This is a genomic window from Bacillus canaveralius (assembly GCF_002860125.1).
Classification (GTDB): domain Bacteria; phylum Bacillota; class Bacilli; order Bacillales; family Cytobacillaceae; genus Bacillus_BJ; species Bacillus_BJ canaveralius.
On the sequence record NZ_PGVA01000026.1, the window covers coordinates 1 to 15,352 of the forward strand.

General features: G+C 40.5%; 18 protein-coding genes. 12 read left to right on the forward strand and 6 right to left on the reverse strand.

All coding sequences use genetic code 11. The annotated features are described in order from the left end of the window. Positions 1-326: 326 nt before the first annotated feature. From CU635_RS11370 to CU635_RS11375, 3 genes are all read left to right on the forward strand, one after another. Positions 327-566, forward strand: a complete 240-nt coding sequence (locus CU635_RS11370; RefSeq protein ID WP_245917425.1) for a hypothetical protein — start codon at positions 327-329, stop codon at positions 564-566. Beyond that, a complete protein-coding gene (locus CU635_RS23345; RefSeq protein ID WP_180954847.1) occupies positions 553-702 on the forward strand; it encodes a hypothetical protein in 150 nt (49 codons plus the stop codon). The genes CU635_RS11370 and CU635_RS23345 overlap by 14 nt, the downstream gene beginning before the upstream one ends. 134 nt (positions 703-836) lie before the next feature. Continuing rightward, the gene (locus tag CU635_RS11375; RefSeq protein ID WP_101577495.1) at positions 837-1,322 is read left to right on the forward strand and encodes a branched-chain amino acid aminotransferase; all 486 of its coding nucleotides are present in this window, start codon (positions 837-839) and stop codon (positions 1,320-1,322) included. Positions 1,323-1,364: 42 nt separating this feature from the next. Here the strand turns inward: CU635_RS11375 and cysC are convergent, their stop codons facing one another. Genes cysC through CU635_RS11395 form a run of 4 tightly spaced genes read right to left on the reverse strand, consistent with a single transcriptional unit; the run spans position 1,365 to position 4,944 of the window. Next, positions 1,365-1,958: an adenylyl-sulfate kinase gene (cysC, locus tag CU635_RS11380; RefSeq protein ID WP_101577496.1), complete on the reverse strand. Its 594-nt coding sequence runs from the start codon at positions 1,956-1,958 to the stop codon at positions 1,365-1,367. After that, positions 1,948-3,117, reverse strand: a complete 1,170-nt coding sequence (gene sat, locus CU635_RS11385) for a sulfate adenylyltransferase (RefSeq protein WP_101577497.1) — start codon at positions 3,115-3,117, stop codon at positions 1,948-1,950. Before sat ends, cysC begins: the two co-directional genes overlap by 11 nt. Then, on the reverse strand, positions 3,114-4,217 hold the full coding sequence (locus CU635_RS11390; protein ID WP_281258885.1) for a sulfate permease: 1,104 nt from the start codon (positions 4,215-4,217) through the stop codon (positions 3,114-3,116). The genes sat and CU635_RS11390 overlap by 4 nt, the downstream gene beginning before the upstream one ends. Before the next feature lie 16 nt (positions 4,218-4,233). Further along, positions 4,234-4,944, reverse strand: a complete 711-nt coding sequence (locus CU635_RS11395; protein WP_101577498.1) for a phosphoadenylyl-sulfate reductase — start codon at positions 4,942-4,944, stop codon at positions 4,234-4,236. A 266-nt stretch (positions 4,945-5,210) separates the two neighbouring features. On the opposite strand from CU635_RS11395, the gene CU635_RS11400 reads away from it, so the two are divergent. The 5 genes from CU635_RS11400 (at position 5,211) to CU635_RS11420 (ending at position 9,787) form a co-directional block, all read left to right on the forward strand. Next, complete coding sequence (locus CU635_RS11400; RefSeq protein ID WP_101577499.1) at positions 5,211-5,903, forward strand: 2-phosphosulfolactate phosphatase; 693 nt, start codon at positions 5,211-5,213, stop codon at positions 5,901-5,903. Beyond that, positions 5,900-6,679 (forward strand): phosphosulfolactate synthase, encoded by a 780-nt coding sequence (locus tag CU635_RS11405; RefSeq protein ID WP_101577500.1) that lies wholly within the window; start codon positions 5,900-5,902, stop codon positions 6,677-6,679. Before CU635_RS11400 ends, CU635_RS11405 begins: the two co-directional genes overlap by 4 nt. Continuing rightward, positions 6,676-7,074 carry a VOC family protein gene (locus CU635_RS11410; RefSeq protein WP_101577501.1) on the forward strand — a complete coding sequence of 133 codons (399 nt, stop codon included), beginning with the start codon at positions 6,676-6,678 and terminating at the stop codon, positions 7,072-7,074. Before CU635_RS11405 ends, CU635_RS11410 begins: the two co-directional genes overlap by 4 nt. Positions 7,075-7,369: 295 nt before the next feature. Next, positions 7,370-7,999, forward strand: coding sequence for a methyl-accepting chemotaxis protein (locus CU635_RS11415; protein WP_373270883.1), 630 nt, complete (start codon positions 7,370-7,372; stop codon positions 7,997-7,999). A gap of 423 nt (positions 8,000-8,422) precedes the next feature. Next, positions 8,423-9,787: an MATE family efflux transporter gene (locus tag CU635_RS11420; protein ID WP_101577503.1), complete on the forward strand. Its 1,365-nt coding sequence runs from the start codon at positions 8,423-8,425 to the stop codon at positions 9,785-9,787. Between the two features lie 89 nt (positions 9,788-9,876). On the opposite strand, the gene CU635_RS11425 is transcribed toward CU635_RS11420, so the two are convergent. Continuing rightward, a complete protein-coding gene (locus CU635_RS11425) occupies positions 9,877-11,130 on the reverse strand; it encodes an MFS transporter (protein ID WP_180955598.1) in 1,254 nt (417 codons plus the stop codon). Positions 11,131-11,427: 297 nt separating this feature from the next. On the opposite strand from CU635_RS11425, the gene CU635_RS11430 reads away from it, so the two are divergent. Next, positions 11,428-11,946, forward strand: a complete 519-nt coding sequence (locus CU635_RS11430) for a type 1 glutamine amidotransferase domain-containing protein (RefSeq protein WP_101577505.1) — start codon at positions 11,428-11,430, stop codon at positions 11,944-11,946. A gap of 100 nt (positions 11,947-12,046) precedes the next feature. Here CU635_RS11430 and CU635_RS11435 read toward each other — a convergent pair whose 3' ends face one another. Continuing rightward, positions 12,047-12,349 (reverse strand): hypothetical protein, encoded by a 303-nt coding sequence (locus CU635_RS11435; RefSeq protein WP_101577506.1) that lies wholly within the window; start codon positions 12,347-12,349, stop codon positions 12,047-12,049. A 345-nt stretch (positions 12,350-12,694) separates the two neighbouring features. Between CU635_RS11435 and CU635_RS11440 the strand changes: the two genes are divergently transcribed. The 3 genes from CU635_RS11440 (at position 12,695) to CU635_RS11450 (ending at position 15,182) form a co-directional block, all read left to right on the forward strand. Further along, positions 12,695-12,964, forward strand: coding sequence for a DUF1292 domain-containing protein (locus CU635_RS11440; protein WP_101577507.1), 270 nt, complete (start codon positions 12,695-12,697; stop codon positions 12,962-12,964). A 170-nt stretch (positions 12,965-13,134) separates the two neighbouring features. Continuing rightward, positions 13,135-13,812 carry a YitT family protein gene (locus tag CU635_RS11445; protein ID WP_245917427.1) on the forward strand — a complete coding sequence of 226 codons (678 nt, stop codon included), beginning with the start codon at positions 13,135-13,137 and terminating at the stop codon, positions 13,810-13,812. 107 nt (positions 13,813-13,919) lie between these two features. After that, positions 13,920-15,182 (forward strand): glycoside hydrolase family 18 protein, encoded by a 1,263-nt coding sequence (locus tag CU635_RS11450; protein ID WP_101577509.1) that lies wholly within the window; start codon positions 13,920-13,922, stop codon positions 15,180-15,182. Positions 15,183-15,352 lie beyond the last annotated feature (170 nt).

Consider the following 15,352-nt stretch of genomic DNA (forward strand, 5'->3'; position numbering starts at 1 on the left):
ACACTTACTCGGGTTGGACTTTCACCAACTAGCAATTAACGGCTTGCTGGGCACGCATAAATAGAAAAAGACAAGGAATCACTCTCCTTGTCACTCTATTTTTTTTACCTTTTATGTCGAATTCATCCCACAGCTGAAGCAGTGGGCTTTCTTCGACTAATCTGTAAAAATGGTTATCGGGAAATCGGTGTGTTTAAGAATCAGGGAATGCTGGATGGCCGTTATGTTGACGTAATGATTATGGAAAAGATTATCAATAATAATTGCTGATCTGGCTTGTGGAATCGTTCGGATGATATACTGGAAGTACCAAGATAATCGGAGTGATGAACGTGAAACAGATGGATTTTTCTGATTTAAATAGATCAATCGATGAAAAGAAAAGTGATGTTGAACGTAATTTGCTCCGGACAACTAGTTCGGAGCGAAAAATCCGCACCCGTCCCCGTGATGAGGAAGAAGCTAAAATTCTTGATAAACTATGCATCCAGCGGTGGAAAAAAGCAGAATCTGAAGGGAAGATTAAATATATAAGTGATCGGGTGTGGTATTATGAATTCGATTGAAGAAGCCAGGGCGAAAATCAAGTCACTTACTTCAAGAAATAAATTTGAGAAAATGATCGAGGTAGCTGCCATTCTGACAAAGCTGTTAGAGAAAAACCGCATCCGACCGGTGATTGTATTTTCGGATTGCAAATGAATCGCCGGGCCAGGCGGTTTTTGTTATGAGCATCCTGTAAGGCGAACGATACCAATCACTCACAGAAAGGGACATACTATTATTGTGACCCTCGCTCTGCTACATAAAAAACACCAAACGGGGAGGTTTTAACATTGTCAGGAAAAATAGAGTCCCGCTTCGCGGACGCTTGTATTGAACGGTGTGATAAGGAATCAGAACAGGTGATTGCTGCAGAAACACCAGCATTTTTAGAGCGGCCGATTGCATACCTTGAAAAACACAAAAATGAATTTATTTATCTCGAGTCTGATTGGTTCGACAAAATCGGAATCGATGCTGTTTCATTGGAAGTTGATGATGTTTTCGGAACATATGATACCATGGTTGGTTTAAAGCTCAAAAAAGCAGCGGAAGCTAGAATAAAGGCATACCTTAATCAAGAATTAAACGGGGAAGAAACGAAATATGATTTAATGTTCGATCATGCAGACGGTTTATGGAACTTAAATTTTACACTGAACTATGTGAACGCCTTTCACGAAGAGTTGTCAATCGGAGAAGCGTATAACCTGATTTATCTTTTTTTGTTTAAACTGGTTGAGGCGGCGGATCACGAATGCTCCGCAGAATTGAAATAAATCAAAAGTAACCGCTCCTCTGCCAGAGGAACGGCAACCGGTTCAAATCAGTTGTTGTTTTATCAAATATCTGATCACGGTCGCAACTGCATCGTCAAGTGAGTATAGACTCGTATCAATGACTAATTCCGGCGTTTCAGGTATTTCATAAGGGGAGTCAATTCCTGTAAAATCTCGGATTTCCCCTTTTCTGGCTTTCTTGTAGAGGCCTTTAGGATCCCGTTTTTCACAAACTTCAAGCGGACATTTCACATAAATTTCAATAAACTCACTTTGTTCAAAAAGGTTGCGGACTGCGCGCCGATCTTCACGGAAAGGGGATATAAAGGTAGTGAGAACAATTTGCCCGCTGTCGACGAATAGCTTGGCGACTTCGCCAACTCTCCTAATGTTTTCAACCCGATCTTCTTTGCTGAATCCAAGCCCTTTGTTTAAACCGTGACGAACATTGTCACCATCTAAAACATAGCTTTTTGCCCCTAATGTAAACAGTTTCCGGTCAACTTCATTGGCGAGCGTCGATTTTCCCGATCCGGACAAACCGGTAAACCACAATACGAAACTGCGATGCCCATTCCTTTTTTGTCTGTGTGCCTTTGTCACTGTCAAAGGGTGCCATACAATATTACTTGCCATCGTTTGCCACCATCCCTGATCGGAATAGTGATTGCTGCTGCATGCCTTCGATTAGTATTTTGGCGACTTCCGGGCGGCTGAATTCTTTCGGGGGCATCTCCCCGTTTTGCAGCATGGCTCTAACCTTTGTTCCGGAAAGGGACACATGGTGTTCTTTTCCATGTGGACATGTTCTCGATGATGCCATGTTTTCACACTTGCGGCAATAATAGCTATTTTCAAAGAATATTGTCTGAATGCCAATTTCTTCTTGGGAAAAAATACTAAAAATCTTCTGGGCATCATAGCTGCCGTAATAATTTCCAACACCGGCATGATCACGCCCGACAATAAAGTGCGTGCAGCCATAATTTTTCCGGACAAGGGCGTGGAATATGGCTTCTCGAGGTCCTGCATAGCGCATCGCAGCCGGGAAAACCGATAAAAAGACGCGGTCGCTTGGATAATAATGCTTTAGTAGAATTTTGTAGCTTCGCATTCGGACATCGCTTGGAATGTCATCCGCCTTTGTTTCGCCGACAAGCGGGTTAAGAAATAAACCATCAACCATTTCAAGTGCGCATTTTTGCAGATACTCATGGGCGCGGTGGACAGGATTTCGCGTTTGAAATCCGACAATCGTGTTCCAGCCAAGTTTTTCAAACATGGCCCTAGTCGCTGTCGGCACTAAGTAATAACCAGCAAACTCATCATTTGTCGGACGCTTTACAAGTGTTACAGGTCCGCCCAAATAAACTTCAGGGCGGTCAAACAATTTTCTTACACCGGGGTGGTTCAGATCCGCTGTTTTAAAAACTTGCTTCGCTTCCTCTGTTTTGTCCGGCATAAACAAATCTTTTACTGTCATTACACCGTATACGATTCCATCTTTAACAAGATTAATGGTTTCACCGTAATGAATATTTTTCGCCACTTCATTTGAAACAGGGAGGGTAATCGGAATACTCCATGGCAGCCCGCTGCTGAGGCGCATTTCTCTGACAACGGAACGATAATCATTTTCCCCCATAAAACCTTCTAACGGGCTGTAAGCGCCAATCGCAATAAGTTCAAGATCACTAAATGAGATATTATCCAATTCTACGATTAAATTTTCATCATTGACCGGAAGTTCCTCGTCAACACGATTTATTAACACTCCACCGTGTGGCTGAATCATGTTATGTTCCTCCTAACAGCTTCTACAGTTACTGGTTTCTTATAAAATACTGGTTTTTTCTTGTTCCTTGGTTTAATCAGGCTCATAAAGCCGACAGTAGCCACAAACACACATAGGACTGCTGTAATCGAATAAAGGTCAAAATCCATAAACAGTTTTACCAAGTTATACGAAAGCACAAGGGAAAAAAACGGTGACATAAACCAGACTTTCAACAACCTGTTAATCACATCTTTTTCCCATATTTCCCATCCCTTGCTGGACATTCCGATTCCGAGAATGCTGCATGTCGTGATTTGGGTCTGCGGTACCGGAATTCCAAACAAGGACGCGATGATCACAAGAGTTGCCCCAAGGCCAGAAACCGCACTGCCCTGTAAAAGACTTAATTCAGTGATTTTTTTTCCGTTCGTTTCAATCACTCTGCCCCCGAGTAATAATGCACCCAAAGCAACGAATAAACCACCTATAAAGATCCCGCTGTTAACATGGATAAGCCCTGCAGCAACAAGCGGTCCCACAGAATTGGCCACATTATTCATCCCGGCTGACAGAGCCTCCATAAAGCCAGTTGCAATCACAAGCAGGGCTAGAACTTTGGCCCAGCGCTTTTCTTTCAGGAAAGTGAGCTTGTGCTCCATTTTCTTGATGAGCTTATCAGCAAAATAGGCGAGGAAAAAGGCGATGATTGGAATGAAAATCCAGTACATGACGATGGTGAGAAGCGACCCGATATACACCTTTTTAAAAGCAATGCCAACGCCGACAATCGCCCCTACGGTAACCTCGCTTGTTGATAAAGGTATGGCAGCCAGGTTGGCTATAAAAAGCGATATCGTCGCCGATGCAAGAATAATCAGTGAGATATTGACATTGATAACATCCTGGGGGATGATCTTCGAACCAAGCGTTTTCACAACTTCTCCGCCCCCAAGTGCAGCTCCAAGCATCACTCCAATGGCACATATAACCAATGCAATCCGCTTTGTTTTAACAGCCCCGGAACCATAAGCAATTCCCATCGAAGCGGCTGCACCGCTTGCCCCGATATTCATCGCAAAGAAAAGACCGACTGCACAAGCAAGGACAATAACAATCAATGTTGTACAACTCCCATCATGACTTGTGCAGTCCACATTCAGTTTTTTCGCTTGTTGCCCATCTTCCAGCCCGGGAATCTGCAGGTCCTTCGACAGACACCGTGCAAGGTGCACAGCCAATGCTAGGATAATGCTGATCATGCAGAGGGTTATATGGAAGTTGATTCAACTGGATATATTCCCAAATATCATTCCATGTCCAGTGAATGAGCGGGCAAATTTTGATACTTTTAAATTTGTCGTCCTTATTAATGAATTGAATGTTTCTCCTCGTTAATGACTGCTCCCGGCGCAAGCCCGAAATCCAGGCATCGACCTTGGACAGCTCTGAAGCAAGAGGTTCAATTTTTCGCAGCTGGCAGCAAAGATTCGGGTTCCGCTTCCATAGTTCATCTCCATACTGATCAGCCTGTTCTTGAATGGTTAAACTAGGTTTAACGAATTCGATTGAAAAATCTTTGTATCGATTTCTTATTTTGTCAGCAAGTTCATATGTTTCTTTAAAATGCAAATCCGTGTCCAAAAAAATTACTTTTGCTTCCTTATTTACTTTCGATAATAAATCTAAAAGCACCATACCTTCCGCTCCAAAGCTGCAGGCATATACGATGCTGCTGCCATATTGCCGAGTCGCCCACTTCAGCACATCCATTGAATCACGCAACTGTCCCAATATCTGCTGTAAATTCGCTTCATTCCAAGTCTCATATGTTAATGCACTTTCCATCGATTTCCCCTCGCTTTTAGAAAAGTTTTGGGTAAAGGGACATTCACGTCCAAACACCCGATTAACCTTAAAAATTAGGTTAAAGCCTAAAGCAGATTATTCATTTTTTGGGGGAAATGTTCGCTAAAACGGCGCCTATTTATTGCGTTTTCCGCAGAATCCGGGGGATAAGGTACCTTTTACCAATAGGCGAATATACTTATAATGGTTGTGGAGTTTTCTATGTTAATATTTCAATCAATTTCAGGTTAAGCAGGAGAGTGCTAATGAAAATTACCATTCATCAAGGACATCAGCACCAGTTAGAACCTTCCGATATCAACATTGTGATCGATGTAATTCGTGCATTCACCGTTGCACATTACGCTTTTCGGGGAGGCGTAAAAGAAATTTTACTTGTAAAGGAAGTAAGTCAGGCTGTCAGGTTAAAGGAACAATACCCGAACTGCCTATTGGCAGGCGAGGTTGGCGGCCTGCCGATTAAAGGATTTGATCTCGATAACTCCCCCAGGAATGTATCAACACACAACATGTTTGGCAAAACAATCGTGCAAAAAACGACAAACGGTGTAAAAGCAACACTGAATGCATTAGAAGCAAATGACGTTTTTGTTACAGGGTTTAGCAACGCAAGGTCAACAGCGGAATATGTGAAAAAATTAGCAGCTCAAATTGATGATGCGGTCATCAATATTATTGCTTCGCATCCGGACGGGGATGACGATTTAGCTTGTGCGCAATATATGAAATCAATCATCGAAGGGGTATATTCAATGAAAGCCGAGGAAGTGGTCAAAAGAATTGTAAACTGCCGGGCGGCCGAAAAGTTTTTTGATGAATCACAACCCGAGTTTGACCATGACGATATTTATTTTTGTATAAAAGAATTGCCGGAAGAATTTGTAATGAGGGTTGACGTTGGACGAGGAATACCAAGAATTTTGATGGTGACACTATGAGTTATGCGGGATTAAGTCTGCCTGTTAGGCAAAACAAACCTAGAAACAGTGGTCTGACGATTTTGATAGATAACGGTGCACCAATGAGCTTTTTGGAGGATACGATAACAGATGCCGGGCAATTTATAGATTTTGTGAAGTTTGGCTGGGGCACATCAATCGTGAGTAATAATATATCCAAAAAAATTGCCTGTTTACGGGAAAATAATGTTGAGTTTTTTTTCGGTGGAACTTTGTTTGAGAAGTTTTTAAGCCAGAAAAAACTGGACGATTACTATCTTTACTTAAAAAAGTTTGGTTGTAACTATGTTGAAATCTCCAATGGGACAATCGAGATAGCCAACAGAGACAAAGCAAAATTTATCAACGAATTTTCGTCGGAATTTTACGTTTTCAGCGAGGTTGGAAGTAAAGACAGTGATGTGTCAGGATCCATTGATTCTGTTGATTGGATTGAATTTATACTGGAAGACCTTGAAGCAGGCGCAAAAAAAGTGATAACGGAAGCGCGTGAAAGCGGAACAAGCGGCCTTTGTCTGGGAGACGGGGAAATGCGGTTTGATATTATTGATGACATATATAGATCCGGAATCGATATAAATCAAATCATTTTTGAAGCTCCAACCAAGAAAATGCAAACTGCTTTTATCAAGCTGGCCGGGCCAAGTGTAAATTTGGCCAACATACCATTAGTTGATGCTATACCGTTGGAAACGCTGCGACTTGGACTACGTTCCGATACATTTTATTTATTCGACAGGGAGGAGAATAAGTGAGAGCTTCCAACAAAGTATTCCATCTCGCCATTCCTTGCAAAGACCTGGATGAGACAGTAGCATTTTATGAAAAGCTTGGCTGTGAACTGGCAAGAAGATACCACGACAGGGCAACTTTCAACTTTTTCGGTGATCAGCTCGTCTGCCATTTAAGCCCCGAAAGTATTGATTTACAGCCTAAAATGTATCCGCGCCATTTTGGGATTACATTTATGGAAAGACAAGAATTTGAGCACACGCTCAATTATGCGTATGAAAGAAATTTGCCATTTTTTCATGAGCCTGCGATTCGTTTTGCCGGAAAGCAGGAAGAGCATGAAACATTCTTTTTAATCGACCCGGCTAATAATTTACTTGAATTTAAATACTATTATAATATAAATATGGTCTATTAAACTTACCTGAGAGCGGATGTTTGCTGCTCTCTTTTTATTTTTGATCGCATTAGCAGCTATTTCCTATCACAAATTCTTCCATTAATCAAAATATTTAAATTTTTTTGTTAAAAACATAAAATCATACTAAAGACCTAGCGAAATTTGTCGATATTAGTAATATAATGTTGAATATAGGCAAAAAGAATCATGTTCAATTTTTATAATTTTTACTATTTATCCCGATTAAATAGTCATATCCATGTCTTTTCTGTTAAATTCATTCTTTCGATTGGTTGATATTGCCATCGCACAAATGGAGATGATCAATCAAAATACATCTGAAACCGGAAGTGTCATTCAGATGTTAAACGAAAAGTCGCTGGAAATTGAGAAAATAGTTTCTCTCATAAAGAGCATAGCAGAACAAACAAACTTGTTGGCTCTTAATGCCGCGATTGAATCTGCCCGGGCCGGTGAGCACGGAAAAGGCTTTGCTGTCGTCGCAGCAGAGGTCCGTAAATTAGCGGAACAGTCCGGTGAATCAACTGGGCAAATTAATAACCTAATAAAAGACATTCAGCAAAGCGTCAACCAGGCAGTCGAATCAACGATAAAAGGTGAAAATGCCGTAAAAACAGGAACTGAATTAGTTAATAACGCTGGTCATTCCTTTGAGGAAATTACGACAGCAGTTGTTCAGGTAGTAGACCGGCTAAAAGACGTAACAACCTCTATGGATCAGATTAACGAAGGAACCTTTTCTTTAGTTGACACGATGGTTGGAGTCAATGAAACAACCGTCAAAAAAAGCGAATACGCTCAGGAGATTGCAGCAGCAACTGAAGAGCAAACCGCCTCAATGGAAGAAGTCAGTGCTGCCACGGTCACATTGGCCCAAACCGCACAAGAATTGCAAAGCATTGCCAGACAGTTTAAGTTCTAATTTGGATAGTAGTTTGGAACGACAAATAAGCAGCAGAATTCATAAAGAGTTCTCTGCTTTTTTACTTTTATAGAAAATGATGCCTTCTCGATATTTAATAACTATTGTAAGATGAAATGAGAGAAGCTGGGAGGGCGCGTATGAAAATTTTATATATAGAAGATGATCTGGAAATTGGAAAATGGGTCAAGGGAGAGCTGGAATCAAAAGAATATGAAGTGTACTAGCTCACATCCGGACTGCAAATTCCTGAAAAATATAATGATTATGATTTAACAATACTGGACGCTGGTCTTAAGAAGAGAAGGATGCATCCATAATGGTATGCCTCATCGTGCAGCAAAGCAATTATAAATATATACCTCCGGCCTTCATGGTAAAATAGTAGAAGTTGTTTACAGAAACCAGAAGGAGTTTCCCTCGATGAATCAAACATTTAACAACAAGGAAAAAATGACACAAATATTGATCTTATTAATTCCGATCCTCATCACCCAGCTTGGGATGTTTTCAATGGTGTTTTTTAATACGGTGATGTCAGGTAAATATAATCCGGCAGATCTGGCAGGAGTGGCGATCGGTTCATCGATCTGGAATCCCATCTTTACCGGGTTAAGCGGTATTTTGCTTGCCGTTTCCCCGATTGCGGCCCAGCGCTTTGGTGAGAAGAAGAACAGTGAAATCACGTCTGTTGTGGCTCACGGTATTTATTTGGCTGTTTTGATTGCGCTGTTGGTTATCATAGTTGGTATTTTTGCACTCAATCCGCTTTTAAAAAACATGGACCTCAATCCAAGTGTAGCGCAAACTGCTCATGATTATTTGGTTGCGTTAAGTTTTGGAATGATTCCCTTATTTATCTTTAATGTGTTAAGGGCTTTTATTTATTCACTCGGGAAAACCAGGATCGTTATGATCATCACCATCGCTTCATTGCCTATTAATTTCTTCTTGAATTATGTATTGATTTTCGGCAAGTTCGGTTTTCCGGAGCTTGGAGGGGCGGGAGCGGGATATTCAACCGCGATCACCTATTGGATGTTATCAGGTGTAACGGCATGGATTATTGCCCGGCAGGAGCCATTTTCCGCTTATAATGTCTTCTCAAGTATGAATCATTTTTCATTGGCGGAATGTAAGGAAATTTTAAAAATCGGTGTGCCAATGGGGCTGTCGACTTTTTTTGAGACTAGCATGTTTGCCGTTGTCACGATTTTGTTGAGCCGATTTGATATTACCACAATTGCATCATACCAATCTGCGCTGAACATCGTATCCTTCCTTTATATGATCCCGATCAGTATATCGATCGCTTTGACCGTGTTAGTAGGGTTTGAAGTAGGGGCGCGGCGCTATCAAGATGCAAAAATCTATAGCTGGATGGGAATTGCGTTATCCGTGTTGATCGCACTTTGCACAGGATTAATGGTCATTATTTTCCGCTACGAGGTTGCCGGCGTTTATTCCAACGAAGCAGCTGTTATTGCGTTAACAGCCCATTTCTTGATCTATGCTTTGTTCTTCCAAATTTCCGATGCGATCCAGGCAACCGCGCAGGCTGCTTTACGAGGATATAAAGATGTCAATATCGCCTTTATCATGACACTTATTGCTTATTGGCTTATCTGTCTTCCTGTTGGTTTTATTTTAGCCCACCATACCAAATTAGGGGCGACCGGATACTGGATCGGCTTGACGATAGGATTATTGGCTGCGGGCATTTGTTTATCGATGAGGCTCATATATATTCAAAAACGGAAATTTAGCAGTGGCACACATGGGGCCTGACCCCAAAATGCAAGCAGCTCTTTTTTATAGGAAATAGAAAAAGCTGTCTATTTCCATGACAGCCTGCGCAATTCAAGTAATTGATTTTTTTATGTTAGATGGTTGACCTGTAACTGGCCGCCATAGAAATGTCTTTTCTTTAAGTAAACGTAAAGAGCAACAAACAAAACCGCGCTTAATGCCCTCATAACACTAGAGAGTCCCATTGCTATTTCCATCGTCGTTGTTTCAAGCATATACACACCGAATTGCGGAGCGATGAATCCAACAATAGCGAGTAAAATATTGTAGTTGGATATACAGCTGCTGCGATTTGTATCTTCCGTTACTTCAAGAAGCTGATTAAACAGCAGCAACACTGTCCCCGACACAAACAATCCGGAAAAAGTATTGATGACAATTAAGTAAATCAGATTTGTCGATAAAATTGTCAATATCGGAGCAGATGCCATTCCTAATGAAACAAACACGAGCATTTTCGCATTGCTGTGCTTATCAGCCATTCTGCCCCACCATTTGAAGCTGACAACTTGGCTGACTTGATTGGCCACAGCAATTAAACTAATCCATAAAGCTGTCGCTCCTGCATGTTTAATATTATAAATATTAAACAATGACCAGGACATCTGCCAGGCAAAATTAAAAAACAGTCCACAAACCAGAAAGTACAGGAAGGGTTTATGTTTAAAAACATTCACACCCAGCTTAAATGACTTGCTGTTCGTTTCCTTCTCAACACGGGGCTCAACATGCCTGTTTAAATAATAAATTTCAAGCAAGCCGACAAAAAAGGCAAACAAAAACAAGATCTGATAAGGAACAGGATTGCTTTTATCAAATTGTTGCAAGAGTAAACCCATTAAAAAAGTGGCGCCCATCCCAACAATTGTAATGATTTTATTCCGCTCGCTAAAAAAATCATTTCTTCTCTTCTCTGTAATGATATCGCCAATAAAGGCCTGCCAACTTAAATTTGCAAATGATCCCGGAAGATTCATCATGCCAACCAAAAGAACGAACAGCCAGCTTCTGTATTCAGATGGAATATAAATGACAAAAAACATCGCCACTAAAAACAGACGGGTAAATAAAAACGAGTATGCGGTAAATTTCTTTTTTTGTCCAAGCCGGCCTAAGATAACAGACCCGATCAGCATCGCAAACATACCAATAAATTGAGGCAGCGAACTTATTAATCCTACCTGATAATTGGTGGCACCTAAAACACTTATTGCGAACAACGGAAAATAGTTGTTACTTATGTTTAAAACAATCGATGTGCCAATTCCATTTTGAATACTCAACTTTTCGTTACTATCGTTCACACTTTTAATAAGTGCCATTGTTGATTTCATCTTCTTTCATTTATAAAAATAAACCTGGGCTGACTGACATGAAATTCCTTAGTTATCATAATCCTCTGATTATGTTTTGGCAATAGGGAATTTTGTTATTTTTTAACGAAATTATGACTGTGATCCAAGAAAAAATAACATGTGAAAAAAGCTGCGAAAGACGAGATGCAGGAGAGTTTTGCTATAATAGATTCTTGATGGATCAAACCATTATATCTCTTTGGCTAACCCGAATCTTTTCAAAAGTAATATCGATTTTAAATTTCAAAAGGAGGCAGGACAAACATGCGTTTACAAGGAAAGAAAATAGTAAGCCTTGTGCATCACGATTTTGAAGATCTTGAGCTATGGTATCCAATTCTTAGGCTGCAAGAAGAAGGGGCAGTTGTCCATCTGGCAGGAGAAAAGGCAAAAGAAAAGTATATCGGAAAATATGGAGTGCCAGCCATATCTGACTACTCTTACGGTGATATCAAAGCTGAAGATTACGATGCAATCCTTGTACCGGGTGGCTGGGCTCCAGATAAGATCCGGCGTTTTCCCGAAGTGATCTCACTGATTCAACATATGGACGAAAGTAAAAAGCCGATCGGGCAAATCTGCCACGCCGGCTGGGTGTTGGTTTCAGCGAAAATTTTGCAGGGTAAAAATGTAACCAGTACGCCCGGGATAAAAGACGACATGGAAAATGCAGGTGCAACATGGTTTGATGAGCCGGTTGTCGTCGACGGGCACCTCGTATCAAGCCGCCGTCCGCCGGATCTGCCTGACTATCTGCGCGAGTTTATAAAAGTACTGGAATAAAAGTAAACACAATTAGGAGCAGTCTGATAATCTAAAATTCCCCAAACAAAAAGCCGTTTTAACGGCTTTTTGTTAATACCTAAAGTCTATATGTACACAACTAATTTGGTTTTCTCTTGTTTATTTCCTCGGTTACAACATATGCTAATTCATCATTGCCAAACAGTGATAAAATATTAAGCAGCGTTTCGTCAGCAACTTCTCCAGCCTCATCCTTCGGCACAGTTAAATCTATTGCTTCCTTCAAGGCAACATTAGCGAACTGGTTTGGATAGGCCCTTAAATATAACTCTTCAGGGTTTAGATCATGATTAACGCACCACTGGGCAAATACGAGAATCATCATTTTCTCCTCACCTTGATAGTTTTCAATTATTTTCTTTTGCAGCTCTTTATGATCCATTTGAAATCTCCTTAAAGGTTCTATAGACAATTATAATAAAAGATGAATGATTTTTCACTGATGGAAAAAAAGTTGGCACATAGTTTTGCCCAATACAAAATCAACAATCTGTTTTGATTTTAAGTAGAGATAGCATTATTTTGTTTCTTTTAGGGAAGATAATGATTGAATGATTTTCATAAAGTAATTCATTAACTGAAAACGAACAGTTATTTAAATAAGATAGTATTATCGTTTCCTATGGCATACTTTGTTTAGACAACTTCATTCGTTTTTCGGTTTAGCTTATTACGTTATGAAATTTACTCGATTGTTAAGCTAATTCAAATGAGAGGGGAATATTCCATGGAAAAAATTGAAGTGGGCGAAGTGTTTACGATCAGTGATGAAAATGACGAGGAGCAGGAGGTTGAAGTGCTTGGATCGATGCATATTGAAGGCTCTGAGTATGTGGCAGTTAGCTTTGTCGAAGACCTCCAGCAGGACGACGAAGGCGACATTGATGTTTTCTTTTTAAAGGTTGATGACGATGGTGATTTCTCAGCTATCGAAACCGATGCGGAGTTCGAGAAAGTTTCTGCTGCATTTGCAGAAATTATGGAAGAGGAAGATTGAATGTACATAAAGTGAGCGATCAAGAATCAACAAGCAGGGGGGATGTTAGTATCCACCCCTGTTTTTTATTTCTTCCTTCCCGACGAAAGTAAGAATTAGCAGAAGTAAAACATAAAATGCCTGGTTTATTCATAGAATGGACAAGGTGTAAAAAAGAAGGCATCAGACGATTGGAGACGGGTGAAATAATGGTGTTGTCGAAGGGAAACAATCGATCATTAGGCTCAATATTCTTTCGGCAAGTGCTTACCTATGGTTATTTAACATTCGGTGGGGTTATTCAGGGAATAGGGATGGCGTTATTCTTATTTCCTAATTCGATTCCTTCCGGCGGCGCAGCAGGACTTGCTGTTCTTTTAAATTTTTTTCTGGACCTTTCATTGGGGCTGGCCCTTTGGTTTTCGAATTTGATTGCTCTTTCATTAGCCGTTAAATATTTCGGCTACGAATGGACATTTCGGACCATGTATTCGGTATCAATTACTTCATTTACCGTGAATTGGGTAACTGCTTTTTGGTATATGCCTGAATTAAATATAGGATTAGACATCGTTTTAGGTGCAGTATTGTATGGGATCGGCGTTGGTATTTTAATCAGGTACGGTTCATCGAGCGGAGGGATGGTCGTCATCGCACTAATCATTGCCATGCAAAAAAATTGGTCTCCAGGGAAAGCAATGTTTTGGGTTAACATATCGATATTTTTCTTAACTGCTTTAGTGATTGATTTAAAAATCGTATTATTTGCGATTACTTGTCAATTCCTATCGACCAAAATCATTGATTTGGTGGATAAATACAAAATAGAATTCACCGTTTTTCAAGAGATGGGATGGAGAAGAAAATAGTTGATAGCAATGAAAAGACCTAAATCGGGTTGTACAACAGAACACTGAACATATATTTAAAAATAGTGTATATAAAAAGTGTATTGATAAAAATGGGGGGAGCGGATATGTTCATTCACACGGTTCAAGCTGGTGAGTCTTTGTTTGCAATAAGCAGGAGGTACGATATATCACTTGATCAACTTCGGATTGTCAATGGTCTAAATGAAACGAATATTGTTCCCGGTCAATCCTTGCTTATACCTCTTTATACTTATACGGTTCAGCCAGGTGATACTTTTATGACAATTGCCAGAAAGAGTTTTGTACCACTGGATCAACTACGAAATGCTAATCCGGAAATAGATCCCGATGCTTTACAGCCCGGAATGAGGATCAGGATTCCTGATATTTCGTATTATTATGCAAGCACTCTTAGTTATTATGTTCTTCGGAACCCGGAATTGGACCGAGCATTAATCAATGATTTCGCCCCTTATGCATCCTACTTATGCCTGTTTGAATACCATTTTGCTAATAATGGGGATATCGCCAATGATTTAAATGACCTCGCTGCGATTGAGACGACATGGAGCCGGCGTGTCACTCCACTGGCAACCATCACAAACCTCAGCCCCGGGGGATTTAATCCTGAACTGGCTCATCAAGTCCTAAATAATCCCTCCTCAAGAACGAATTTAGTCAATAATATTTTTAATTTAGTATCCAGGAAAGGCTATGGCGGAGTAAATATCGATTTTGAACGGATAAGGGCAGAGGATAGGGACCTGTTTACAGGATTTTTACGGCAACTAAGAGACCGATTAAAGCCAGCTGGCTATGTGTTAACTATAGCCCTACCAGCCAAAACAAGCGAAGATATTCCCTGGTTAAGAGGGTACGATTACGGCGGGATTGGCTCTGTCGTTGATTTCATGTTCATCATGGCTTATGACTGGCATCATTCAACCAGTGAGCCAGGCCCTGTCGCACCGATCAACGAAGTAAGGAGAACGATACAATTTGCAATAGGCCGCGTACCAAGCAGAAAAATTATACTCGGAGTTCCTTTATACGGATATAATTGGGTGCTGCCGTATAGACCCGGTTCGATCGCACCTGCCCTATCAAATCAAGCTGCGATTGAAACGGCGATGAGGTACCAGTCACCGATACAGTATTCGGAGGAACATGAATCGCCCTTTTTCCAATATAGGGATGAACAGGGACAGCTGCATGTCGTATGGTTTGAAGATGTCAGAAGCATGAGCGTAAAAATGGTATTGGTTCGCGAGTTCGGGTTAGAAGGGGTAGGAGCATGGCAATTGACTCTTGGATTCCCGCCTGGAGTCTGGTTGTTGAGAAAATTTTTTCAGATTAAAAAGGTATAAGATTTTACGTACAATTCGAAGCCATCATGTTTATGCAGAAGATATAACCAAATTTAATTGTTATTTCCGCAAATTCGAGCAGAGTTACAAAACATGATAAATCTCGATCGATTATTTTTTCTCCATAAATGGGTTAATACTAAGATTATACATTGACATGGAGGAAAAAC

Coding starts and splice junctions, on each gene's coding strand:
- CU635_RS11370 (WP_245917425.1), top strand. CDS start 327: ATGAACGTGAAACAGATGGATTTTTCTGATTTAAATAGATCAATCGAT.
- CU635_RS23345 (WP_180954847.1), top strand. CDS start 553: ATGAATTCGATTGAAGAAGCCAGGGCGAAAATCAAGTCACTTACTTCA.
- cysC (WP_101577496.1), bottom strand. CDS start 1,958: ATGGCAAGTAATATTGTATGGCACCCTTTGACAGTGACAAAGGCACAC.
- sat (WP_101577497.1), bottom strand. CDS start 3,117: ATGATTCAGCCACACGGTGGAGTGTTAATAAATCGTGTTGACGAGGAA.
- CU635_RS11395 (WP_101577498.1), bottom strand. CDS start 4,944: ATGGAAAGTGCATTAACATATGAGACTTGGAATGAAGCGAATTTACAG.
- CU635_RS11400 (WP_101577499.1), top strand. CDS start 5,211: ATGAAAATTACCATTCATCAAGGACATCAGCACCAGTTAGAACCTTCC.
- CU635_RS11405 (WP_101577500.1), top strand. CDS start 5,900: ATGAGTTATGCGGGATTAAGTCTGCCTGTTAGGCAAAACAAACCTAGA.
- CU635_RS11415 (WP_373270883.1), top strand. CDS start 7,370: ATGGAGATGATCAATCAAAATACATCTGAAACCGGAAGTGTCATTCAG.
- CU635_RS11420 (WP_101577503.1), top strand. CDS start 8,423: ATGAATCAAACATTTAACAACAAGGAAAAAATGACACAAATATTGATC.
- CU635_RS11425 (WP_180955598.1), bottom strand. CDS start 11,130: ATGGCACTTATTAAAAGTGTGAACGATAGTAACGAAAAGTTGAGTATT.
- CU635_RS11430 (WP_101577505.1), top strand. CDS start 11,428: ATGCGTTTACAAGGAAAGAAAATAGTAAGCCTTGTGCATCACGATTTT.
- CU635_RS11435 (WP_101577506.1), bottom strand. CDS start 12,349: ATGGATCATAAAGAGCTGCAAAAGAAAATAATTGAAAACTATCAAGGT.
- CU635_RS11440 (WP_101577507.1), top strand. CDS start 12,695: ATGGAAAAAATTGAAGTGGGCGAAGTGTTTACGATCAGTGATGAAAAT.
- CU635_RS11450 (WP_101577509.1), top strand. CDS start 13,920: ATGTTCATTCACACGGTTCAAGCTGGTGAGTCTTTGTTTGCAATAAGC.